The organism is Plantactinospora sp. WMMC1484 (genome assembly GCF_049315195.1).
Taxonomy (GTDB): Bacteria; Actinomycetota; Actinomycetes; order Mycobacteriales; family Micromonosporaceae; genus Plantactinospora.
This window is the reverse complement of sequence record NZ_CP186055.1, coordinates 7,716,697-7,741,189: the sequence shown is the minus strand read 5'-3', so window position 1 is coordinate 7,741,189 and position 24,493 is coordinate 7,716,697. Positions and strand designations below refer to the sequence as shown.

Below are 24,493 nucleotides of genomic sequence, written 5' to 3'. Positions count from 1 at the left end.
GTCATCGGGTGGCGCGGGCGGCCGCGGCCCGTGCCGAGCGGCGTCCGGCAGCCCGGCCCGCCGCCGCCACGGGCTGTGGCGCGGGAAGTGGTGTCGAGGGTGGTGGTGCCCCAGGTGCGGAGGTGGTGCCGTTCGACCGGCGGCGGCCGTCGATGAGCCGGGCGAGGTCGCGGACGGTCGGATGGGCGAAGAGGTCCACCATGGCCAGGGACACGTCGAGGCGTGCGGTGAGCCGGCGGTGGGCGCGGATGAGCGTCAGCGAGGTGGCGCCGAGATCGAAGAACGGGGTGGTGACGTCGATCGGTGTGGTCAGCAGCTCACCGAAGACCTCCCGCACGCCGCGTTCGGTCGCCTGATCGGGCGCGTGCTCGCCCGGCGTCGTGGGCGTCGGTGGCGGGTCCACCTCGGGCGGTTGCTTGGCGGTGATCCGGAGCCCGAGCACCGCCTCGCCGTCGAGGTCGGGGATCACCTCGTACGAGGTTGTCGACCTGCGGGCCGCGACGGCGAGTTCGGTGGCGGCCCGTAGCGCGGAGACGGCGTCCAGCCTGCCGCTGCCGACGGAGATCCGGATGTCGAGTCCTGACCGTGCCGCGTCCACGAGCAACCCGGTGAGGTCGGAGTCCTCCTCGGCCGGCGGGGCGGCCGAGGATCGGCCGGCCGGGGCGTCCGGTGTTTCCGCGGGCTCTACCGGCGCCGTGGCGGCCTGCGCACCGTCGCGGAACGGGTTGCTGAGCCGACCGTAGTCGATCTTGCCGTTCGGGGTGACCGGCAGTCCGGCGAGCCGCACGAATCGACTCGGGATCATGTAGTCGGGCAGGTGCGTCCGCAGCCGGTCGATCAGCTCGTCGTCGGTCACCGTCGGCTGCGCGTCCCCGGTGGCGACGTAGGCGACCAGCCGTGAGCCACCGTCGGGCCCTGGCACCGCGCGGGCTACGCATTGCCGCACACCGGGCGCACGTCCGAGGACCGACTCGATCTCGCCGAGCTCGATGCGGTGCCCGCGGATCTTCACCTGCCGGTCGACCCGGCCGAGGAACTCGATGGTCCCGTCGTGCCGCCACCGGCCCAGGTCGCCGGTGCGGTAGGTCCGGCGTCGCAGCACCGGGTGGGTGCCGAACCGCTGTGCGGTCTGTTCCGGGTCGCCGAGGTAGCCGCGGGCCACGCCGTCGCCGCCGATGTAGAGTTCGCCGGCCTCGCCGACCGGGCAGGGACGCCCGTCGGCGTCGAGGATGTGGAACGACTGCCCGCGCAGCGCCCGTCCGTAGGGGATGCTCGGCCACTGCGGGTCGACGGCGTCGATCGGTTGGCAGATCGACCAGATGGACGCCTCGGTGGCGCCGCCGAGGCTGATGACCTGCGCCTTCGGGGCGAGTGCGCGGATCCGGTCCGGCAGGGTCACCGGGATCCAGTCGCCGGAGAGCAGCACCAGCCGCAGCCCGGCGAGCGCGGCCGCGGCGCCGTCCGGGTCGATCTCGGCGTACTCGACGAGCATTTCCAGCAGTGCGGGTGCGGTGTTCCACACCGTGACACGGTGGCGGCTCATGAGTTCGAGCCAGTGCCCCGGGTCGCGCTGGCGGTCGGCGTCCGGCAGGACCATCGCCGCGCCCGCGCCGAGTACGCCGAACACGTCGTACACCGAAAGGTCGAACGACATCGCCGAGAGCGCGAGCACCCGGTCGCCGGCTGTGAGCGGCCAGCGGGCCGCGACGTCGTCCAGCGTGGTGCGGGCCTGGCGGTGCTCGACGGCGACACCCTTCGGCCGGCCGGTGGAGCCGGAGGTGAAGATGGCATACGCCAGTTCGTCCGGGCGTGGCGGCACGGGTGCCTGTTGGCCGGTGTCGGCGGGACGCAGCACGCCGTCGTCGTCGAGGGCGTGCACCTGGACGTCATCGGGCCAGGAGGCGGACGGCATGTCGGTGGCCAGGGCGTGCCGGATGCCGGCCTGTGCGCAGACGGAGGCGATCCGCGCCGCGGGCCAGGACGGCTCGACCGGCACATATCCCGCGCCGGATTCGGTCACGCCGAGGGTGGCGGCGATCTGTGCGGTGCCCTTCGGCGCGGCGACCGCGACCATGTCTCCCGGTCCGAGTCCCAGTTCGGCGATGGCCGCCGCGGTGGTCCGGGCGCGGGCGTGCAGGTCGCCGTGGCTGACGATCTCGTCGCGGTGCAGCAGCGCGACGTTCTGCGGCGCGCGTACGGCGGTCGCGCGCAGCGGATCGTCGATCAGCGGGCCGCAGTCGCCGAAGGGGGCCACGTCGAGTGGCTCGTCCGCAAGGAACGACGGATCCCAGCCGAACGCCGGCTCGGTCCAGGTGTGCTCGTCGGCAGCGAGCCGGCGCAGCAGTCGCAGGTGGGCGTCGCGGATGCCGGGGGCGAAGCCGTCGGGCAGGGCGCCGTCGACGACATCCCAGGCGATACGCAGCCGGTCGCCGTCCTCCCACACGATGTGGTCGATGAGGATCTGCGGGGTCTGCGAGACGCCGAACACCTCGGTGCCGAGCCAGGCGGCCGGCGGCTCCGCGTGGGCGGCCAGGCCGACGCCGCTGGTGAACACCACCGGGTAGGCAGGGGCGAGGGCGCCGGTGCGGTGCCCGCGCAGTATCTCCACGGCCGAGACCGACCGGTGCTCCAGGTCCGTCCAGAAGCGACGGTTGAGCCCTGCGGCGTACCGGTCGAAGCCCTCCCGCCCGGTGAGGTCCGGTGGGGTCGCCTCGATGAGCACGGTGGTGGTGAAGTCCCCGACCACCGATCGGATGTCTGGATCGTCCTGCGGCCGGTCGAACAGGGTCGTGTTGAGGCAGAACGGCGCGGTGGCTCCCCACCGGCTCAGCACCGCGGCCAGCCCGGCGAGCAGCACCGCCGTCGGTGACAACCCGCGCGCCGCGGCCTGCCCACGTAGACCGGCCCATTCGGCGGCGGTCAGCTCGGCCGCGTGCCGGGTGAAGCGCGGGACGCCTCGGGTGGCGGCGTCCGGCGTCCACGGCAGCGCTGGACCTGCCGGCAGCGTCGCCGCCCGGGCGTCCCAGTATTCGCGGTCGCGGTTGCGGCGGGCCGCCTCGGCCGGATCCCGTTCCCGCCGCGCCAGCAGGCCCGCGAAGGTGGTGGCGGGCGGCGGCGGTAGCAGCCCGGGGTCGGCGGTGCACTGGCCCCATTCGCGCATCACCTGCATCCAGCCGGCCATGTCCAGCGCGATGATGTCCATGCCGACGAAGAGCCGGGTACGCCCATCGCCCAGCAGCGCGGCCTGGATGTCGAAGAGCGGCCACCGGTCCGTGGGATGCGTGCGGTGCGACAGTTGCTGCCGCATGTCGGCGAGGTGCCGGTCCGCCGCGAGTTCCCCGGCCGCGCGCAGGTCGGTGACCTGGATTTCGTATTCGGGTACGTCGGTGAGGACCCGCTGCCACGCCTCGTCGTCGATGGTCACCCGGAGCATCGGGTGGCGGGCCACGACGCGGTTCCAGGCCTCTGCCAGCCGCCGCACGTCCTCGTGCGGGTCGCCGTCGGGCCGGCGGTCGTACTCGAAGTAGAAGTAGGTGGCCACCCCGCCGAGCGGGAAGGACGGGTCGCGACCGACCAGGTACGCGGTCTGGATCGCGGTGAGCGGAAAGTCCTCGCCCTCTGTGGGCTGCTCGATCACCGACGGTTCACCCGCTATGGCGGCAGTCACGGTGGCAGGTGTCGCTCCGTCCAGGAAGGCCGTCAACGGCAGGTCGGCTCCGAACTCCTCGCGTAGCCGGCGCCGCAGCCGCACCGCGGCGAACGAGTCGAGACCCAGCTCGGTGAGCTTCCGATCGGTATCGACGGTGTCCGGGTCCAGGTCGAGGATCTCGGCCAGACAGGTGGTCACCTCGGCTTGGTGGTCGATCGGCGGTGTCTGCGACGCAGTCATGCGTCTCCCTCCCAGAGTGGCCTCGGCGCCGGTATTAGAACATGAAAATGACAATGATTGCCAGTAGTATTATTCACAACCGCGACACTGTGGGAATGATTGTCATTATCGAGTATAACCATGGGGTCTGTCCCCACTGGAGCGCTCAGGAGTGCGATGACAACCCAGTCGATGTCCGTCCGAGCCGACGCGGCTCCGGCAGACGAAGCCTCACCGCCGCTGGCGGTCACCGCCGTCGCCGGCCGTTTCCCCGGTGCGTCCGACGTCGACCAGTTCTGGGCCCTGTTGCGCGACGGCAGGGAGGGACTCACCAGGTTCTCCGATGACGAGTTGGTCGCCCGCGGCGTGCCGGCCGCCCTGCGCCGCCGCACGGACTACGTGCCGGTCGGCGGCCTGATCGACGGGCAGGACCTCTTCGACCCCGCACCGTTCGGTCTCACCGACGCCGAGGCCGCGCTGATGGATCCGCAACACCGGCTCTTCCTGGAGACCGCCTGGCAGGCGCTGGAACGTTCGGGTCACGGCGGTGGTGTCGGCATCGAGGCGGTCGGGGTCTTCGCGGGCGCCGCCCAGAGCGCCTATCTCGCCAGTAACCTGGCCGGACGGTGGGATCCGACCGGCGGCGGGCGGGACCCGATCGGCAGCCTGGAGACCGCGATAGCCACCCAGGCCGACTACCTGCCGCTACAGCTTGCCTACCGACTCGGACTGACCGGGCCGGCGATGAACATCACCACGACCTGTTCGACCTCGCTGGTCGCCGTGCACGCCGCCGCGCAGTCGCTGCTCGCCGGCGAGTGCGACATGGCCATCGCGGGCGGCGTGTCGCTGATCGTCCCGCAGGGACACGGCTACCGGTACGTCCCCGACGGCATCTTCGCCGTGGACGGCCGGGTACGCCCCTTCTCGGCGGAGGGCACCGGCGTCGTCTACTCCCAGGGCGTCGGCGCGGTCGTGCTGCGCCGCCTCGACGAGGCACTGGCCGACGGAGACCCGGTCCTCGCCGTCCTACGCGGCAGCGCGGTCAACAACGACGGCGCCGACAAGGTCGGGTTCACCGCACCGTCCCTGCGCGGGCAGGCCCGGGTGATCGCGGAGGCACTCGCCGTGGCAGGACTCACACCACCGGACGTCGGCTATCTGGAGGCACACGGCACCGGGACCAGGCTCGGCGACCCGATCGAGGTCGCGGCGCTGCGCACGGCCTTCGGCCACGCCGACACCAGCACCGGCGCGTGGTGCGGACTCGGCTCGGTGAAGAGCAACATCGGGCACGCCAACTCGGCCGCCGGGATCGCCTCCTTCATCAAGACGGTGCTCGCGATCCACCACCGCACGCTGCCCGCCTCACTGCACGCGGAGCCGATCAACGAACAGCTCGGGCTCGACGGCTCGCCGTTCGCGGTTGTCACCCGTACCCGCCCCTGGGACACCGCGCCGTACGCGGGGGTCAGCTCGTTCGGCATCGGCGGCACCAACGCCCACGTGCTGCTCGGCCCGGCACCTGACCGTCCGGCGTCACCGGACGACGACCGCCCCCAGATCCTCGTCTACTCCGCCCGGGACCGCGCCGCCCTCGACGTCACCGCACGCGACCTGCCGGCTACCGACCTGCCGGACGTCGCGTACACGCTGCAGAGCGGCCGCGCCCATCTCCCGCTGCGTCAGGCCGTCGTCGCCGGCCAGGGCATCACGCCCCGGCGCACCGCCCCGACCCTGCCCGGCAGCTCGCCCCGGGTGGCCTTCCTCTTCCCCGGCGGCGGCAGCCAGTACGCGGGCATGGCCGCGCGGCTCTACGCGGCCGAACCGGTGTTCGCCGCGAGCATCGACGAGTCCGCCGAGCTGTTCCGCGAGCTGCTCGGCACGGACGTGCGCACGCTCGTCACCGGAGGCGACGACGCCACGGCCGACTCCGCCGCTACCGGACTGCCCGCGCTGTTCGCCGTCTCCGTGGCCACCGCCCGGCTGCTCGGTGCCTGGGGAATCCGGCCGGATGTGCTCCTCGGCCACAGCCTCGGCGAGTACGCCGCAGGGGTGCTCTCGGGCGCGCTGACGCTGCCGGACGCGGCGACGCTCGTGGCGGTGCGTTCGCGGGCGCTGGCCGGCGCGGCGGGCGGCGGTGCGATGCTGTCGGTGCCCCTGCCGGAGGCCGACGTCGTCGCGTTGCTGCGCGACCATCCCGGCGCCGACCTCGCCGCCGTGAACGCGCCGGACTCCTGCGTGGTCTCCGGCCCGGCTGAGGTTGTGGACCGGATCGCGGTCGCCCTTGCCGGCCGGGGAGTGCAACCGGCTCGACTGCCGCTGAATTCGGCCGCCCACTCCCGCCTGATCGACCCGGCACTGCCGCAGATGCGCGCCGCCGCCCGGTCCGTGCGTCCCGGCCGGCCGGCGATCGCCACGGTCAGCTCGCTGACCGGCGCGCTCGTCGGCGACGAGTTCGGCGATCCCGAGCACTGGGTACGCCAACTGCGTGAGCCGGTCCGATTCTCGGCGGCGCTGACCGTGGCCCTTGCCGAGCCGGTGCCGACGGTCGTCGTGCAGGCCGGGCCGGGAGCCGCACTGGTCGCGGCCGCCCGCAACCACGGGCTCGCGCACCTGACCGCCACGGTCACCACGTTCACCCGGGACGACGACCTCTCCGACCTGGCCGCGACCCGCCTGGCCGCCGGCGAGCTGTGGACACACGGCGTACCTGTCGACTTCCCCGCCATGCACTGGCCGGGCCGCCGCAGGGTCGTCGCCCCCGGGTACGCCTTCCAGCGTCGGAGACTGTGGATCGAGCCGAGCGAGGAGGCGATCCGCCCGGACGCGGACGCGGCCGAACTGCTCCAGGTGCCGCGCTGGCAGCAGGAACCGCCGCTGCCCGCCGTCACCGCGCTCGGCGGCCGCTGGCTGGTGCTCGGCGACGGCGCCGATGCCGACGCGATCGGCGCCGCCCTGCGCTCCGCGGGCGCCGAGGTGGCCGAGGTGACGGGCCCGGCCGACGTGACGGGCCCGGCCGAGGGAGTCGTGGTGGTAGTCGGCGCGGCCGACACTCCCGACGAGACCGGCCGGCTGATCCTCAAGCATGGCGCCGTGGCCGCCACGATCGCCGCGCTCGACCCGCCGCCCGTGCTGCTGCTCCAGGTGACGGTGCACGGGTGCCGGGTGGAGAGCGGCGACCGTCCCGCACCGGCCACCACAGCCGCCCGCGCGCTGCCCCGGGTGATCGCCCAGGAGACGCCCGGCCTGTCCTGGCGCACGCTGGACGTGGCCGACCCGCGCACGGCCGGCCCCGCTGTCGTCGCGGAACTCGCCGACCTGCGCACCCGGCGATCCGCTACCGATGTCGCCGTCCGAGGCGGGCTCCGCTGGTCGAGTGCGATGACGCCCTGGCCGGTCCCGTCCGCCGAGCCGGCGGCGCGGCCCGGCACCACCGCTTTGATCATCGGTGGCCTCGGCGACGTCGGTATGACCATCGCCGCCCACCTCGCCGCGCGGGGCACGCGCGTCGTGATCACCTCCCGTTCCGGCACCCGGACGGCCGGGGTGGACCAGCTCATCGCGCGCGGGTACGACGTGTCCGTCCGGGTGCTCGACGCCGGCGACGAGGACGCCACCCGGGCGCTGCTCGCGGAGCTGGGCAGCGGGTCGGTGCTGGACCTGGTGGTGCACGCCGCAGGCGTGGTGGCCAGCGGAGACCTCCAACCGATGCGCCGGACCGACGCGACGCACGTGGACGGACACGTCCACGCCAAGGTGCGGGGCGCGCTGGCGCTGCGCGCGGCGATCGAGGCGCTCGCCCCGGCTGATCGGCCGTCCCGGGTAGTCCTGATGTCGTCCGCCGGCACGCTCGTCGGCGGCATCGGCACCGGCCCCTACTCCGCGAGCAACGGCTTCCTCAACGGTCTCGCCGAGCGCATGGCCACCGACGGCACGCGGTGGGTCAGCGTCGTCTGGGACGCCTGGAAGGTCGGCCCGCTCGGCACCGAACGCGAGGTCAACATCGAGTACGCGCTCGACGCCGCCACCGGCATGCGCGCCCTGGACGCGATCCTGAGCGCATGCGACGCCGGAGCCGTCCCGTCGGTCGTGGCCGTGTCCACCACCGACCTGCGGACGCGAATGGCCGCCGCTGACCGGCCGGCGGCCCGCCGAAGCGACGCCGTGACCGGCGAACTGAGCGGCGTCGAGGCGGTGGTGGCCGAGGTCTGGTCGGAGCTGTTCGGCACCCCGATCACCGACCGCGACGAGGACTTCTTCGCGCTCGGCGGCCACTCGCTGGTCGCCACCCGCATGCTGACCAACCTGGGGGCGCGGTACCACGTCCGGCTGAGCCTGCGCGACCTGCTCGCCCGTCCCACGGTGGCGGGCCTGGCCGAGACGATCGCCACCGCCACCGGAGCCGAGACGATCGCCGCCGGTACGGCGGCCGAGGCTGAGCCGTCCCCGATCGCGCGGATCACCGATGGACTGGCGCCGGACGGCACGTTCGCCATGACGCGGGTGCAGCACGCCTACTGGATGGGCCGCTCCGGCGGGTACCGGTTCGGCGACACGGCCTGCCACTTCGCCCTGGAGTACGACTGCCCGGACCTCGACCTCGACCGCTACGAACGGGCCTGGAACCGGGTGATCGCCCGGCACCCGATGCTACGCGCCATCACGACCGGGCAGGGCCGGATGAGGCAGCTCGACCAGGTTCCCCACTACCGGATCCGGGCGGTGGATCTGACCGAGGCCACCGAGGACAAGCGCGAGGGCCGGCTCGGCACGCTACGGGAACAGGTGTTCCGCCGGCCCGGCCCGTCGGACCGCTGGCCGCTGGTGCAGGTGCGCGCCGCCCGGCTGCCCGGCGGCCGGGTCCGCGTCTTCCTCGGCATCGACGTGCTCGTCTGCGACGCCGGCAGCTACTGGATCATCAACCGGGACCTGCGCCACTACTACGAGCACCCGGACGAGGAGCTGCCGGAGGTGCCGATCACCTTCGCCGGCTGCGTCGACGCCATCGTCGCGCAGCGCGACACCCCCGACTGGGCGCGGGCCGCCGACTACTGGCGGAAACGGCTGCCCTCGCTGCCAGACGCGCCCGCCCTGCCCACCTCCACTGGCCATACGGACGGCCGATTCGTCCGGCACGCCGGTCGGCTCGACGCCGTGGAATGGGCCGCGTTCAAACGCAACGCGGCCGACAACGGCGTCACCCCGACGGCGGCGTTGCTGGCCGCGTACGGCGAACTGCTCGCCCGGTGGAGCGGCGACCAGCACTTCGCCGTGACGTTGACGCTCTTCGACCGCCCCGCCATCCATCCGGCCGTCGAGGACGTGGTCGGCGACTTCACCTCGCTGGTGTTGCACGAGGTGGACCGGCGTACCCCCGCATCGTTCGCCGCCCAGGCGCAGCGAGCGCACCGTACGCTCTTCACCGACCTGGACCACCGCCTCTTCTCCGCGCTCGACGTCCTCGCCGAGAAGTCGGCCGGCACCGGCAGGGTCGCCTCCGTCCCGGTCGTGTTCACCAGCGCACTCGGCCTCGACGACGTGATCGGCGGAGACCACGACCTGGAGTGGGCGGGCCGGCAGGTCGCCGCGCTGAGCCAGACACCGCAGACCGTGCTGGACCACCAGGTCATCGAGCGCGACGGCGAGCTGCTGGTGCAGTGGGACGCGCTGGAGCCGGTGCTCGCGCCGCCGGACGTGGACCGGATGTTCGACCACTACCTGAGCCGGCTACGCGCCCTGACCGATCCCGCCGCCTGGCGGGACGAACCGGCCGGGGACCCGCCGGTGGACGAGGTGGCCGTCACGCTGCGCACCGGGACCGACTCCGGGCAGACGCTGTTCCTGGTCCATCCGTCCGGCGGCGACGTGACCTGCTACACGGATCTCGCGCTACGGCTCGACGAGCGGGTCACGGTGGTAGGGCTCACCGATCCGGGTCTCGCCGGCGTCGAGGCCCCGACCGAGCTGTCCCGGCTCGCCGGGCTCTACGTGGACGTGCTGCGGTCGATCCGCCCGCACGGCCCGTACCTGCTCGGCGGCTGGTCGATGGGGGGCAGCCTGGGGCAGGAGATGGCCCGGGTGCTGCACCAGCGGGGCGAGCACGTCGCGTTGCTGCTGATGCTCGACTCCAACGACCCCGTCTACATCACCGCGATACCCGGTGATCCGGACGCGGTCGAGGCGCAGGTGCTCGCCCGACACCTGGGGGCGCTGGAGGCGTACCTCGACATCGACCTCGGCGTCAGCACGCCCGCCACACTGGCCACGTTCCTCGCCGAGCCGCCCGTACACCGGTGGGCCCGGGCCACCGAACGGTTGCGTGGCCGACGGCTGCTCGGCGCCCGGGAGGATCTGCGCACCCGGCTCGCGGTCTTCGACCGGCACCTGCGCGGCCTGGCCCTGCACGAGCCGGGTGCGCACCTCGACGGACGTACCCACACGCTGCTGATCCGGGCCGAGCGGAGAGCGACCCGCAACTCGGGCATCGGAATGGGTGTCGACGACACACCACCAGGGCTGCGTGACCTCGGCTGGTCCGCGCGCCTGGCCACCGCACCGGAGATCGCCGGTGTCGACGCCGACCACTACTCGCTGATGCGCGAGCCCGCGATTGCGACGGTCGCCAAGCTGATCAACGCCGCGCTCGTCCGGCACCTTCCCTGAGCCTCGATCGGAGCCGCACCGTGCCCCCGGAAATCACACCGTCCGTCCTGGATCCGCTGCGCGCCCACCCGTGGATCGATGCCGCCGTTCACGACGGCGACGAGATACGGGTGCTGCTGCGGCCCGGCGCCACCGCCGTCCAGGCTGACCTGGGGCCGCTGGTCCGCGAATACCTGGATCATTGGACGGAGGTCTACGACTTCACCTACGCCACGGCCGGCGACCGCGCCGGTGGCCCGTCCGATCTGGCCGGCTGGCGTGCCTCGGACACCGGCGACGCGCTGCCCGTGGCGCACATGACCGACTGGATCGAGCGCACCGTGGAACTGGTGCTCGCGGCCCGGCCCCGGCACGTGCTCGAACTCGGCTGCGGTACCGGGCTGCTCGCCGACCGACTGGATCCACACGTCGAGGGCTACGTCGGCACCGACGTCGCCGAGGAGGTCATCGCACGGCACCGGGCGAAAGCCCGGCCAGGACGAGCCTTCGTGCGTGCCGCCGCCCACGACGCGGACACCGACGACGTCCGGCAAGCGCTGACCCGGGCCGGATTTCCTGCCGCCGGACCCGACTGCGTGCTGATCAATTCTGTGACGCAGTGCTTTCCCGACGTCGCCTACCTGACGCGGGTGGTGCGGGACGCGATCCGGCTTGTCGCGCCCGGCGGCACCGTGGTCGTCGGCGACAACCGGCACGCGGGCCTGCTGGACGCCTACTGCCGCTGGCTGGAACGCGCCGCAGATCCGCAGGCCGACGACGACTCGATCGCCGCGCGGGCCCGTGCCCGCGCGCGACGCGACGACGAGCTGAACTTCGATCCCGCAGTGTTGGCGACCGCGGCCACCGGCAGCGGCCGTGATGTCCGCATCGCGGTCTACCCGAAGACGATGATCGCCGACACCGAACTGACCCGCTACCGCTTCGACGCCGTCCTTCGTGTCGACCCGGAAGCCCCGCCCGTCCGCACCGGCACGCGGACGTGGGCGGGGATCGACGACGCACACGCGGCCATCGCCACAGGGGAGCCGATCCGCATCGAGAACATCCCCAACCGGCTGCTGGACGCCGGACCGAACGCGGTCACGGCCCACCACCTGCGAGCGACACTCGGCACGGCGGACGCCGCGGTGGTGCTGGACGACGCGGACCCCACCCGGCTCGCGCTCGTGGCACCGGCGGACGCGGCGTTCGTACCGGTGAGCGCGCGCCCCGGCCATGCACACGAGCCCTTCACCGCCTTCGTCGACCGACGTGTCGGCGAGGTCGTCCGGAAAGCCTGTCGCCGGGCCGGGATCGACCACCGGGGGCTGGTCGTGAGCGCCGAGCGGGGTATTCCGGTACAGCGGATCGCGGATGCGGCGAACCGGGTCGTCGACGTCACGGACGCGCGGCGGCTGCCGGCCTTCCTGAGCGACCTCGACCACGTTGCCCGCCTCGCCATGGCGGACACGATCGCGGCGGCTGGACTGGACGCCGCGCCGCCCGGAGCCGACGAGGAGGCGATCGCGGCCGCACTCGGCGTCGCGCCACGGCACCGTTGGATTCTGCGCCGTTGGCTCGGCACCCTCGTCGACGCGCGGATGCTCGCCACCGACGGCCACGGCTACTACGATTTGCGGGCACCGGGCCGGGCGGCGCTGGTCGCGGCCGCCGACGACATCGACCGGGCACGTCGTGGTCTCGGCTACCCGCCGGAACTCACCCGCTTCTTCCAGAGCGCCGTGCAGTACCTTCGCGCGCTGCTGCGTGACGAGATCGCGCTCCAGGCCCTGCTCTTCGCGGATGGGGAGACTGATACCGCGGAGGGAGCCTACCGGGACAACGCCGTCAACCGGTACGTCAACGCGGCGGCGGCCGAGACGGTGCGTTGGGCATCTCGATGGCACTCGACGGACGAACCCTACCGCGTCCTCGAGGTCGGCGCCGGTGTCGGCGGCACCACCGTCGACGTGCTGGACGCGCTCGCCACCTTACCGGTCGACTACCTGTTCACCGACGTGTCGACGTTCTTTCTCGACGACGCGCGGCGCCGGTTCGCGGGCCGCGCCGGCCTGCGGTACGGCCGGTTCGACATCAACGCCGACGTCAGCGCGCAGGGCGTCGAGGCCGGCGCGCTCGATCTGATCGTGGGCGCGAACGTGCTGCACAACGCCGTCGACATCGGCACCACCCTGATGAGCTTCCACCGCCTGTTGCGCCCCGGCGGGCTGCTCGTCTTCGTGGAGACCACCCGCGAGATCCACCAGATCCTGACATCGATGCAGTTCCTGATGTCGCCCCGCCCGGGCGGCGACCGGCCCGGTGCCCGCGACCGTCGCGCGGGCACCGACCAGATCTTCCTCGACGAGACACAGTGGCGGGACGAGCTGAGCGACGCCGGATTCCGACCCCTGCTGTGCCTGCCCGACCCGGACCATCCGCTGCACGCGGTCGGCGTGCACCTCTTCGTGGCGAGTACGTGATCACCGGGTCGCGGCGGCGTCCTCCGGCAGCGCCAGCTCGCTGACCAGGGGATCGCCGGCCAGCTCCGCAGTGACCCGGCGGGGGTCCAGCGCCTCGGACGCGTAGTGGACCCCCGGCGGCACGGCGCCGGCCGCCAACTCGCGCGCCGTGATGGCGGCGACCAGGCCGCTGAGCGGATAGGAGTCCGGAGTACGCAGCAGCACCCGGCGAGCGGGCAGGCCCGACCCGGCCGGAGGACGGGCGTAGGCAAGAACCGTGTAGTGACGGCCATGCTCCTCGACATCACGCGCGGCCGCCGCCACGATCGCCCCGGCGTGCGCCTCTGGCGGCTGCTCGTCGTCGGCCCACGCCGTCGCGAAGGCCGCGGGCAGGTTCTCCGTCGCGTACACGGTGTAGTTGCGCAACTCGCCGATCCCCCCGCCGGCCGCCAGCATCCTCATCTCGGTGGAGAGGAACGGTACGGCGTGCACCCGTCCCCGGAAGCCGGGCAGCGAGACCGAACGCAAGGGGGCCAGCGAGTGCTCCACCACCCGGCCGGCCTGCCACATCGCCAGCGCGTGTCCGAACTTCGGCCCACGCGTCAGCAGCGCGTCCACCGCCGACGCCTCGCTGATCTCGACCGATCCGCCGACGTACACGTCCAGGCGCCCGACCGGCGTACCGTCCAACAGCAGCCGGGGCAGCAGACCTGACAGGCCCGGCATGAGCCCGGCGGAGAAGACGGCAGCCCGCCTGGCCAGGCTGGACGGGGGCGCGTGGCCGAGCGCCTCGACCGCCACCAGGTCGCCGGCCGCGTCGACGTAGCCGGCGTCCGCGGCGAGCGCGGCCCGGGCCACGCGGTCGAGCACCTGGTACGACGGGCCCGCGCAGTTGACGACGACGGCACAACCGGAGCAGAACCTGGTCAGCGAGTCGTCGTCGAACAGGTCCACCGCAGTCGCGTCCGCTCCGACGGCGCGGGCGACCTCGTCGGCGCGGACGAGACTCCGCCCGCCGATCCGCAGCGGCAGCCCGAAGCTCGCGAGCCGTTCCACGGCGGTCCGACCTACCGCACCGGCACCGCCAAGTACACCGATCAGGCCGGTCATCGCGACGCGACCGCCGTCGACGCGGCCACCGCCACTCCGGCCACGGTGGGATCGGCGAGGAAGTCCCGTACCGGCACGGTGGTGCCGATCCGCTTGGCGAGCTGGGCCAGCGCCCGCACCGCCAGCAGGGAGTCGCCGCCGAGTTCGAAGAAGTTCGTGCCGCGATCCAGCACCGGCACCCCCAGCAGGTCCTCCCAGAGGGCGGCGATTGTCTGCTCCAGCTCCGAAGCGGGTGGGCCGTCGCCAGCCGTGGCCCGGTTGTCGGCGTACCGTCCCAGGCGCAGTTCGGTCGGGCTGCCTTCCGGTTCGTCCGGCAGCTCGACGATCTGGTCCCAGCCGTCGCCGTCGGCGAGGCTGCCGACCAGCGCCACCAGGTCGGCGTACGCCGCGTCGACCTGATCCCGGTCGAACAGCTCCTCCACGAGCGAGAAGACGATGGCCAGCGATCCGCGCAGCTCGTAGAAGCGCGCCTCGAGCGCCACCTGAGGGGTACGGAGCTGGTGGAAGAAGTCGTCCATCGCGACCTGTCCGAGCGGCCCGGCGGAATCCGGCTGCTGGGCGCCCATCGCGGTGTCCATGCCGAGCGTGCTCTGGAACACGACAGGCGCGACCGGCCGGTGGGTGCCCCGACGACGTCCTAGCTCGCGGGACACTTCTACGCCGGTGACCAGGGCGTGTCCGGCGTACTCGGTGAACCGTCGCTGTGCCTCGCCGGCCAGTGCCGCGAACGACGCCCCGGCGGCCAGGTCGGTCGGCAGCAGCATGGTCGACGCGAAGGCGCCGAAGACCCGGTGCACGTCCGGGTGCAGCGGCAGCCGGTTGAGTTGCAGCGAGTTCAGCAGCATCCGCCGCTGGCCGGACCACCGGGCGATGACGATAGCGAACGCGGTGAACATCGCCGTCGACGGCGTCACGTCATGTGCGGCGCACCGGTCCCGCAACGCCGCCCAACGGCCCGGGGAGAGATATTCCTCGCGATTGGCCATCGTGGTGGCCCGGACCTCACGCGGGTCGACGACCAGCGGCAGCGCGGGCGGTTGCGGCATCTCGTCCAGCCGGGACCACCACCAGTCCCGGTCGGTAGCCCAGGCCGCGCTCTGCGGCAGCGCCTCCACGGAGGCCACGTAGTCGTCGAAGCCCATCTCCAGCGGGGCGAGCAGCGCGTTCCAGTCGGCGCTCAGCTCCAGCAGCTCCCGGTTGAGCAGCGTGGCCGACCAGCCGTCGAAGAGAAGCAGGCTCATGTTGGTGTGCAGCCGCCCCTCGCCGCCGGGCAGCAGCGTCAGTCGGATGTCCAGTCCCGGGCCCTGCGTCGGGTCGGGGCCGGCGGCAATCATCTCCGCGCGCAACTCGATCAGGCTCGCGGACGCGGAATCCGGGGAGGCGTCCCGCAGGTCGTACACCCGCGGGGCGGGAACAGCGCCCGGTGCGTCGGGCGGGAGGATGTACTGCATGCCGTCCGAGGTGACCCGGGCCCGCAGCATCGGCTGGTGCTCGGCCAGTCGCCGTAGCGCGTCGGTCAGCGCCTCGGCGGCCTCGTCGCTGTCGATGTCGCGCAGCGCGACGTCGCTGTAGAAGTGCGCGGACTCGTAGGACAGCTCCCAGCCGCCCTGCTGGCCGACGAAGTAGCCCTGCTGCAACGGCAGCAGCGGGAACGGCTTGCTCTGGTCCGCGCGCCGCTGCAGCTCCACCGGAAGCGCACGAATCGCGGATCCGGCCGCCGACCTTTGGCGCACGAGAGCGGCCAGCTCCGCCACCGTCGATTCGGCACCCACGTCGGCCAGGGCGAGTACGACGCCGAGACGCTTGCGGATCAGGGCGGCCATCCGCACCGCGAGCACGGAGTCTCCGCCGTAACGCAGGAAGGAGACATCGGGTTCGATGGTGTTCCGGTCGAGGCCGAGAAGCTCCGACCAGATTTCGGCCAGCAACGGCGCGGGATCGCCTGGATGCTCGACGGCGGTGAGTGACATGAACCGGCTCCTCGTGGTCGGCAGCCGGTGGTGTCCGGTCAGCCAGGTCCGTAGCTTACACTGAAATGAACACCATTCTCGATAGTCTCCGCCCTGGGGCGCGACCCGCAGAACGCTTCGACGGTCACCCGGGGCCATTGCCATCCATGCCGTCGGAAGCCCGGACCTGAATGGTGGTGAAACCCCGTGGCGGACCGATCATTGGTGGACCTCGGCGAGCTGCGGGAGGCCAGCTATCCCGCAACGCGTGCCGCCGAGATTCGACGCAAGCGGCGGCGCGGAAACCACGCGGTCCTGGAGCGGTTCGCCGAGACGGTCGGTGCGAACGTCCGGGACTGGGCGCGCTCACCCGGCACGCCGACGATTTCGCTGCCGCAGCGCCAGCATGTGGGCCAACGACCGCATCGGGATGGACCTCGGCGTACAGATCGTCTTCGACTTCGTGATGGGTCCGGCCATGCCACACCGCACCGACCCGTGAAAATCGCCTTGCGAGTAGGGCGGTGTGGTCAGCGCGCGCAGGCGGCGCAGGTGCCGAAGATTTCGAGGGTATGGCCGACGTCGGTGAAGCCGTGCTGGGCGGCCACCTGGTCGGCCCAACGCTCGACGGCCGGGCCGGCCACCTCCACCGTTCGTCCGCAGTTGCGGCAGACGAGGTGGTGGTGGTGCCTGCTCTGGCTGCATCGACGGAACAACTGCTCGCCACCTGGGAGTCGGGTGGAGTCGATCTCCCCGGCGTCGACCAGCAGTTGAAGTGTCCGGTAGACGGTGGTGAGCCCGACCCGCGCCTCCCGGGTGATCAACATCTGGTGCAACTGCTGCGCGGTGTGGAAGTCCTCGACCTCGCGCAGCAGGGCCAGCACCTCGGCCCGCTGCCGGGTGTTCCGGGTCACGTTTGGCATCGTCTGGTTCGCCATACCGCCGTCTCCGCGAATGTCTCCACTGGCCGCACCGCCAACCTTGGCCGCTTGGCGCCACGTCGACGACGCCGGATGGCTGGCGCATCCATTATGCGTCGCCCGGAGAGTCGGCGGCTCGCGACAGCCGAAACGGGCCAGACTTGACATAGCAGAGTCCGTTGCCGTTACCGGACATGGACGCCGACGATGCTGACCTCCAGCGATGGCCGGCGATTCCGAACGGCATCCGGCTGCGTCGGGCTGGGAGCTGGCGCCCCCCGGGGGAGCTCCTCCTCGCCGACCCTGTCAAGCGGGCCGTGGCGGCATGGAGCGACGCCGGGCGCGACGCACGATGAGACGGTGAGGGCGGGTGACCAGGTCATGTTCACCCGCCCCTAATGTGTGCGGGCCCAGAATCAGATCACGGTGAACGTGATCGTTCCCGCATAGGTTCCGGGGGCCAAAGTCGTAGGCGTCTCGATGACCAGGCCGGCCCCGAGCTTGCTGGTGCCGAAACCCGCTCCGGGAGGAGCGATGGCCAACGGACTGCCGACGCTCAGACCGTTACCGCCGTGCAGACCGGGTGCGACCTGGCCTCCGGGGGTGACGCCCCCGCCGTCGGGTTGTTCGGCGACGAGCGGAGTCCAGCCGAGGTACCTTCCCTTGAGTACCTCGGCGTTCGCGGTGAAGTCGGACACCTGGCCGGACACGGTCCATCCGGGGGCGCCCGACCTGGTGTCGGTGACGGTCACCGGACGCAGTGCGCCCGAGGAGGCCCACAGATCACCTGCGGTCCCCAGCTCGAAGTCACTCATCTGGACCACGTTGTCGTCCGCATCTACGCTGACCACCAGCGAGCCGTCACTCTCCCGAAGAGTGGCGACGATTTGTTGCGTCGCCGCCTGCGGGGGCTCCGACCCGGTGACGTTGAGTGTGACCGGGGTGGAGGTGACGTAGACCCGGCCGTCATCGAAGGTGAGCTGGGCCGTCACCTGGGCGCCGTCGAGGTCGGTGGTCAACGGCAGTTCCAGCCGTGAACCGTTGGCTCCGGCCACCGCGATGGGTTCGGTCTCGCCTGCCTTCTTGACCAGCCAAGTGAACCGGTCGAGGACGGATGACGGTGACACCCGTGCGGTAAGCACGGCGTCGTCCCCCGCGGTATAGGACGGCGCGAGGCCTTCGATGATCACTCCCTGGACCGGACCGGCGCCGTGATCGTCGACCGTGATCGTCTGGGTGTCGGTCGTGGCCAGTACCTCCCCGGACGAGTTGACCGCGTCGGCCTTGATCTGGGTGCCGCTGAGGGCTTGCTCGGCGGTGATGACGTGGCTCAGGCCGGTGGCACCGGGGATCTGCCGGAAGTCGTCCCAGTCGCTTCGTTTCCACCAGTATCGTGTGACGTCGGAGGAGGCGAGCGCGGGTTCGGCGGTGAGGTCGAGGTTGATCGGTGTGCCCTGGTGGTAGTGGCCGCCGAGGGGTGCCATGGCGAGTACCTGGTCGCCTTCGGCGACGTTGGTCACGTTGAACGGCACCCGCACGTACCCGACGAGTTGGTCGGTGGTACGCGAGTGGACCCGCAGGTAGAGCGTCCGGTTCATCATCGCCTCGGTGACGTCGAACGCCGCGCTCGACAGTCGCGCGCCACCGTCCACCGTCATCCGGTCGTTACCTTCTCCCCACAGTTCCCAGAGGTAGTAGAGGCCGTCGCCGAGGTCTGGTGACACCGACGCGCTGAGTTCCGCCCGTTCGCCGACGCGGTAGATCGAGCGCAGCCCCTGGAGCTCGACCGATCGGATGGTCAGGCTGTAATGCTGTGGCGCGGACTCCCCGAGAACCGTGCCGTCGGCGGCGCGCAACTGCAGGGCGAACTCCTGGTACTGCATGAAGTTCGACACCACGCTCCACGGCCCGTCTCCGACGGGACCGTACGTCGGGTTGGTGTCCTGCCAGGTGAGGCCACCGACTGCGGGGCGCTGGACCCATTGCAGGCGCTCTCCCTCGGCCAGCGGCCGATGGGTGGCGACGAGCGGAACCGCGACGCCCCAGTAGTAGTTCGATTGGATCGGCTCAATGATGATCTCGACACCGCTGCCGGCGTCCGTGCCGCCGACGTGGAGCCGGACTGGAGCCGTCGTGGCGACCACCGCGCTGCCGGTGCGGACCTGGGCTTGGATCTCCCAGCCGTCGTAGGCGGTGGTGACCACCCGTTCCATGCTCAGCGGATCAGGTTTGCTGACACTAGTGAGAGTGAGAGTTCCCTGTTCCGGGTCGGGGGAGGTGGCGGTCCACCGGATGTTCTGGTTGTCGCCGAGGGGGTAGCCGGAGACGGAGAGGCGCATGGTGTCGCCGGCTTGGTAGGACTCCCGCAGACCGGTGATCTCGAAGTCCGCCCCCGAGCCTGGTTGCCGGACGTTGACCTCGACGGCGTCCGACGATGACGGGCCGAACTCATCGGTCCAGGTCGGCACATACCGCGCTGTGATCGTCTGGCGGCCCAGTGGGATCTGCGTGGTCTCCAGGACGGCGGCGCCGCCGGTGAGCTGCGTGTGTCCCAGCACCGTGCTGCCGGCCACGAACTCGACCGCTCCGCTCGCCGTGGCGGGGCTGACGGCCGCCGAGAGGACAACCGGCTGGCCGACGGTGGCCTGGGCCGGTGTGACGGTCAGCGTGGTGGTGGTCTGCGTCGCCGGTGGCATCGGGCCGACGTGGAATCGGATCGTGGCCGCCTTCGTCTGGGTGGTTCCGCCGATCACGGCTTTGACGGCGAAAGTCAGCTGGTATCGGCCGGGTTCGGTGAAGCCCCAGTTCGCGTGTTGATGCCCAGCGGCCTGCATGGTCAGACTGTTGGCCGCGCCTGTTGCCTGGCTGGAGAAGATTCGGTTGAGGCCCAACCCGGACGCGGTCCAGACCTCGACCTGTCCCGGTCCGTCGACGCCGGTCAAGGCGATCTCGACGCTGTCCCTTTCGACGGCTCCGGCCGGGACGTCGGCGGTGTCGAAGCCCAGCCACACGACACCGTCCCGGCGCGCCTCGGGCGCGATCCAGACGGCGTCGCCCGGTTCGCCCAGGAAGGAGTAGACCGGGTCGCCGGGCACGGTGGTTCGGGCGGCGTCCTCGACGTTGACGATCACGTCCTCCGGGTAGAGGCGGGTGCCGGTGCGTTCGAGATCGGCCTTCGTGTTGAACGTGAGCTGACCCGCGCTGGCGCCGACCGCGACGACATCCACGTGGGTGTCGGACAGGACCGTGCGGGTGCCGCTCGCCGGTGCCGGCCCCGCCGTGGCCGACGCGACGTTGACAGGTCCGAGCAGGCCCGTCGAGGCGAGCACTGCCAGCACAGCGGTCACACCCGCGCCGATCCTCGCGTGTCGGCGAGACGGGCGGCGCCACCGGAGACCTGCCGAGGTGCTCGGGCGTTGTCGGTCGGGTGGTTGCATCAATCTGGTCATGCGTTCACTTCCGCAGCTAGGCGAGGTGGGTATCGGCCGCCTGCCCGTCCTTCGGCGCCGGATACCGGCAGGGGCGGCCCATACTGTAAGTGCAACCGGTTATCGTGATCAATAACGCCATCATGTGAGCTAGCCCAGTCGCCGCTGACGCGGCCGTGCGGCCGGCTGATCGACCAGATCGACACCCATCTCAACAAGGTCGTCGAGCTGGGGTTCCTCCGTCGGCTGAACGACGGGGAAGCGAGCTACGAGGTGCGGCGGATCATCAAGGCGTTCGTCGACGGGCAGTGGTTGGCCGACTTCGACGCCCGGCTCGTCGAGTACGCCGCCGAGCTGTCGGGGACCACGGCGGGGGCGCGGTGACCGATCGGAGCCCGGCCGACGCCGTCGCGGCAACGCCCGGATTCCGGCTGCTGCGGCTGTGCGGCGAGGTGTCGTCGACGCGCGGCATCTGCTGACGGCGCCTGGCGGGTTCAGCACTCTGCGACGCCGTCACAAGGGGAGGATGACGCGTCCAGTGGAGCGCATCCCACCGACGGCAGCGCGGCGCCGTCTCGTGCGCCCTTGCCGAGGGTCCTTCGCAAAGGCCGTCCGCACGATCCGGCACGGCAGCGACATCTGCGGCGGTGTCAGGATCGACGGTGGTGGATTCATCTGGTCGGGGAAGGGGGGAAGTGATGATTGACGCTAGAAAATATCGACGGTAATCAATGGATACCCTGCCTGTTCTGGCGCCGGCCGGCGAAGTCACCGCGCGGTCGAGCCAGGAGTCGGGCGTACGGTCGGGACGGGTTCGCACATCTGCCGGCGGTGACCGGTGGATCCGTCTGAGCGGAAGTAGTCACCCGTCCGCCGGGTTGTCAGGCCGCACCGCCGGAAGCCGTCACGGGGTGCTCCGGGTGGTTCGCGGCTCTGGCAGCACGAGTGGTGTTCCGGTCGTCGGATCGGTGATGACGCGGGCCCGTACGCCGAACACCGTCTCGACCAGTCGCGCGTCGACGACCTCGGCGGGCGGACCCTGGGCGAGTACGGCGCCGTCGCGCATCGCGACGATCTCGTGGGCGTAACGGCAGGCCATGTTGAGGTCGTGCAGCACGGCGACGACCGTGCGGCCGGCGGTGTTGAGGTCGGTGAGCAGGTCGAGGACCTCGAGTTGGTGGGCGAGGTCGAGGAAGGTGGTCGGTTCGTCGAGCAGCAGCAGGTCGGTGTCCTGGGCGAGGGCCAGGGCGATCCAGACGCGTTGTCGCTGGCCGCCGGAGAGTTCGTCGACGGGTCGGTCGGCCAAGTCGGTGACGCCGGTGGCGGCCAGGGCGGTGCTGACCGCCTGTTCGTCGGCGACCGACCACTGCCGCAGCCACGTCTGGTGCGGATGTCGTCCCCGGGCGACCAGGTCACCGGCGGTGATGCCGTCCGGGGCGACGGGCTGCTGCGGCAGTACGCCGACGCGGGCGGCGACCTCGCGGGTCGGCAGCCGGTGGATGTCGCGGCCGTCGAGCAGCACCGTGCCGGTGTCCGGGCGGAGCAGCCGGGCCAGGCCGCGCAGCAGCGTCGACTTGCCGCAGGCGTTGGGCCCGACGACGGCGGTGATCCGGCCGGGCGCGATCCGCAGGTCGAGACCGGTGACCACGGTGCGGCCGTGGTAGCCGAGGCCGAGCCGGGCGGCGCATAGTTCGGTCATCCTGTCCTCCCGACGCGGTTGGCTCTGGACAGCAGCCAGACGAGCAGCGGGGCGCCGAGGACCGTGGTGAGCACCCCGACGGGCAGTTCGGTCGGAGCGAGGGCCCGGCGGGCGGCCAGGTCCGCGCAGCCCAGCAGCGCGGCACCGACCGCGGCCGAGGTGACCAGGGCGAGCCCGCGCTCGCGGACGAGGCGGCGGGCCAGTTGCGGCGCGGCCAGGGCGACGAACGCGATCGGGCCGGCTGCCGCCGTCGCCACGGCCGCTAGGACGACCGCCGTGGCGAGCAGCCCGACCCGGGCCGGTTCGGCTCGGGTACCCAGGGCGAGGGCCAGGTCGTCGCCGAGTTCGAGGGCGCGCAGCGACGCGGCCAGCCGTAACGCCACCGGCAGCAGCACCGCCACCGCGAGCACCACCGGCAGTACGTGCCCCCAGGACCGGCCGGCAAGGCTGCCGGAGAGCCAGACCGCAGCCTGCTCGGCGGTGTAGACGTTAACGGTGCGGGGTACCGGTCGGTACCCCGACACCGCAGTTGGTGACGGTGGCCGCGCCGCTGCCGGAGCCCGCCTCGGGTTCGGCGTCGCCGCCGGCACAGCCGGACAGGGCGACGAGCATGACGGACAGTGGCGCGGCAACGCGCCAGGACATGAGGGACCGCACAGCGCGCACGCGCATCGCAGACCGCCTTCCAGCACCTCGTGGACGGGTCGTCGGTGCCGTGGCCGGTTTCCTGGCTGACGGGCGGTGCGCCGCCGGCCGGCCTTCCCAGGCGAATCGCGCCCAGTGACCTCGTTGCCCGACGAGGGCCGACGGCTGTCCCGTTCACAGTGGCGAGGGCCGCGCCGGTTTCACACCGGCTTCCCGAACACCACGGCGGGGCCCATGCTAATCGCCCCGGTGGGGAGTCCCGTCCGGGCGGCATCCGGCGAGGCGCGGGTCACGTCGGGAATCACCGTGGCGTGCGGGCCGGCCGACGCGGGACAGCGCGGCGCGCAGCCCCGGGATGTCTTCGCCCCAGACAGAGGCGGAGGGCCCCACGCAGAGGCGAAGGGCGGCTTGGCGCGGGCGGCGCGGTCGGCGGAAGCGGAGGGTGGCCGCGCCGCCGCCGTTCACGGCTGAACGGACGTGTCGAGCTGGCCTCGGCCGAGCAGCACCAACCATGTTCCGCCGGCGACCGCCATCAGCAGGCCGGCTCCGACGGCGACGAGTCCGGGCGGAAGCCGGTCCACCAGGATGCCGCCGACCAGGGACGACAGGGCCAGGGCTGCGGTGGCGGTGGCGGTCCACAGGGACATGAGCCGGCCGCGCATCGCGTTGTCGGCGTGGCGCAGCAGGACGGCGATGGCCACCGGACCGTACAGGACGTCGGCGGCGGCGGCGACCGCCCAGCAGGCGAGGGCGAAGCCGACCGCGGGTGCCAACCCGAACGCGATGGTGGCCAGGCCCTCGCCCAGGCAGGAGAGGCCGAGTACGGTCAGTTGTCCCCGGGCGGGCAGCCGTTGGATGCGGGCAGCGGCCGACAGCAGGACGGCCGCTCCGGTGATCCCCTGGACGGCGTAGAACCAGCCGACGCCGCCGGCGCCGAGCTGGTAGGTGCGGGTGGCGAGGAAGGTCATGGTGACGATCGTCGCGCCGAGGCCGAGACAGAACATGGCCTCGACGGCCAGCAGGGCGCGGATCTGCCGGTGCCGCAGGCCGTGTCGGATGCCGGCGGCGAGGGCGGTCAGGATGCCGTCCTTCCGGGCGCTCCCGGTGTCGCCGTGACGCTGGCCGCCTCGGGCGCGCAGGGTGCACAGGGTGGAGACGACGAACGACGCGGCGTTGATGACGAAGGCCCACCGCCAGCCGAACAGGGTCACCGCCGCTGCGCCGGCCAGGCCGCCCAGCGCCTGGAGCAGTAGGCCGTTGACCTGGACCAGGGCGCCGAACAGTACGTACTCGTCGGGCTCGACGAGGCTCGGCATCCAGGCGTTGCGGGCGGCCTGGAAGGTGAAGCTCGTCGCGGCCGAGACGAGTGTCAGCGGATAGACCAGCCAGATCCACCGGGGACTGTCGGCGAGCAGGAAGGCGGCGGCGAAGCCGGCGAGGGCGAGGTCGGTGACGACCATGAGGGTGCGCCGGTCCATCCGGTCGGCGAGGACGCCGGCGAAGCCTCCGATCAGGACGCCGGGCAGGTACCGCAGGGCGAGGGTGGCGCCGGCGGCCAGGCCGGCGCCGGTGTGCTGGTAGACCATCGCGAACACCGCGACGGCGCTGAACCAGCCTCCGCACACGCTGATCAGGTTTCCCAGCCACAGCCAGCGGAACTCGGTGCGGGCGGAGAGGACGCGGAGCATGCCGGGAGCGGCGACGGCGGTCACGCGCCGAGCCTAGTGAAATTGAAGTCCATAACCAAGGTGTTGACAACCATTTTCA

At 72.0% G+C, this 24,493-nt stretch carries 11 protein-coding genes and 1 riboswitch; of the genes, 3 read left to right on the top strand and 8 right to left on the bottom strand.

Annotated elements, in window-relative coordinates:
- Position 1 precedes the first annotated feature (1 nt).
- Complete coding sequence (locus ACN28C_RS33105; protein ID WP_422771403.1) at positions 2 to 3,889, bottom strand: amino acid adenylation domain-containing protein; 3,888 nt, start codon at positions 3,887 to 3,889, stop codon at positions 2 to 4.
- Positions 3,890 to 4,045: 156 nt separating this feature from the next.
- On the opposite strand from ACN28C_RS33105, the gene ACN28C_RS33100 reads away from it, so the two are divergent.
- Entirely contained in the window at positions 4,046 to 10,534 is a 6,489-nt protein-coding gene (locus ACN28C_RS33100) for an SDR family NAD(P)-dependent oxidoreductase (RefSeq protein ID WP_422771402.1), read from the top strand.
- A 20-nt stretch (positions 10,535 to 10,554) separates the two neighbouring features.
- Positions 10,555 to 12,996, top strand: coding sequence for a methyltransferase (locus ACN28C_RS33095; protein WP_422771401.1), 2,442 nt, complete (start codon positions 10,555 to 10,557; stop codon positions 12,994 to 12,996).
- On the opposite strand, the gene ACN28C_RS33090 is transcribed toward ACN28C_RS33095, so the two are convergent.
- The 4 genes from ACN28C_RS33090 to ACN28C_RS33075 all read right to left on the bottom strand — a co-directional run bounded on the left by ACN28C_RS33090 (position 12,997) and on the right by ACN28C_RS33075 (position 20,301).
- Positions 12,997 to 14,085, bottom strand: coding sequence for a saccharopine dehydrogenase NADP-binding domain-containing protein (locus ACN28C_RS33090; protein WP_422771400.1), 1,089 nt, complete (start codon positions 14,083 to 14,085; stop codon positions 12,997 to 12,999). It abuts the gene before it with no gap.
- Positions 14,082 to 16,055 (bottom strand): phosphopantetheine-binding protein, encoded by a 1,974-nt coding sequence (locus ACN28C_RS33085; protein ID WP_422771399.1) that lies wholly within the window; start codon positions 16,053 to 16,055, stop codon positions 14,082 to 14,084. Before ACN28C_RS33085 ends, ACN28C_RS33090 begins: the two co-directional genes overlap by 4 nt.
- A gap of 509 nt (positions 16,056 to 16,564) precedes the next feature.
- Positions 16,565 to 16,972: a Fur family transcriptional regulator gene (locus tag ACN28C_RS33080; RefSeq protein ID WP_422771398.1), complete on the bottom strand. Its 408-nt coding sequence runs from the start codon at positions 16,970 to 16,972 to the stop codon at positions 16,565 to 16,567.
- Positions 16,973 to 17,370: 398 nt separating this feature from the next.
- Positions 17,371 to 20,301, bottom strand: a complete 2,931-nt coding sequence (locus ACN28C_RS33075) for a choice-of-anchor M domain-containing protein (RefSeq protein WP_422771397.1) — start codon at positions 20,299 to 20,301, stop codon at positions 17,371 to 17,373.
- Positions 20,302 to 20,514: 213 nt separating this feature from the next.
- Here ACN28C_RS33075 and ACN28C_RS33070 point away from each other — a divergent pair, with 213 nt between their 5' ends.
- A complete protein-coding gene (locus ACN28C_RS33070) occupies positions 20,515 to 20,766 on the top strand; it encodes a DUF4194 domain-containing protein (RefSeq protein ID WP_422774895.1) in 252 nt (83 codons plus the stop codon).
- A 520-nt stretch (positions 20,767 to 21,286) separates the two neighbouring features.
- Here ACN28C_RS33070 and ACN28C_RS33065 read toward each other — a convergent pair.
- From ACN28C_RS33065 to ACN28C_RS33055, 3 genes are all read right to left on the bottom strand, one after another.
- On the bottom strand, positions 21,287 to 22,081 hold the full coding sequence (locus ACN28C_RS33065; RefSeq protein ID WP_422771396.1) for an ABC transporter ATP-binding protein: 795 nt from the start codon (positions 22,079 to 22,081) through the stop codon (positions 21,287 to 21,289).
- The gene (locus ACN28C_RS33060; RefSeq protein ID WP_422771395.1) at positions 22,078 to 22,605 is read right to left on the bottom strand and encodes an iron chelate uptake ABC transporter family permease subunit; all 528 of its coding nucleotides are present in this window, start codon (positions 22,603 to 22,605) and stop codon (positions 22,078 to 22,080) included. Before ACN28C_RS33060 ends, ACN28C_RS33065 begins: the two co-directional genes overlap by 4 nt.
- 176 nt (positions 22,606 to 22,781) lie before the next feature.
- A riboswitch (cobalamin riboswitch) is annotated at positions 22,782 to 22,966 on the bottom strand.
- Between the two features lie 221 nt (positions 22,967 to 23,187).
- Positions 23,188 to 24,438, bottom strand: coding sequence for an MFS transporter (locus ACN28C_RS33055; RefSeq protein ID WP_422771394.1), 1,251 nt, complete (start codon positions 24,436 to 24,438; stop codon positions 23,188 to 23,190).
- Between the last annotated feature and the right edge of the window lie 55 nt (positions 24,439 to 24,493).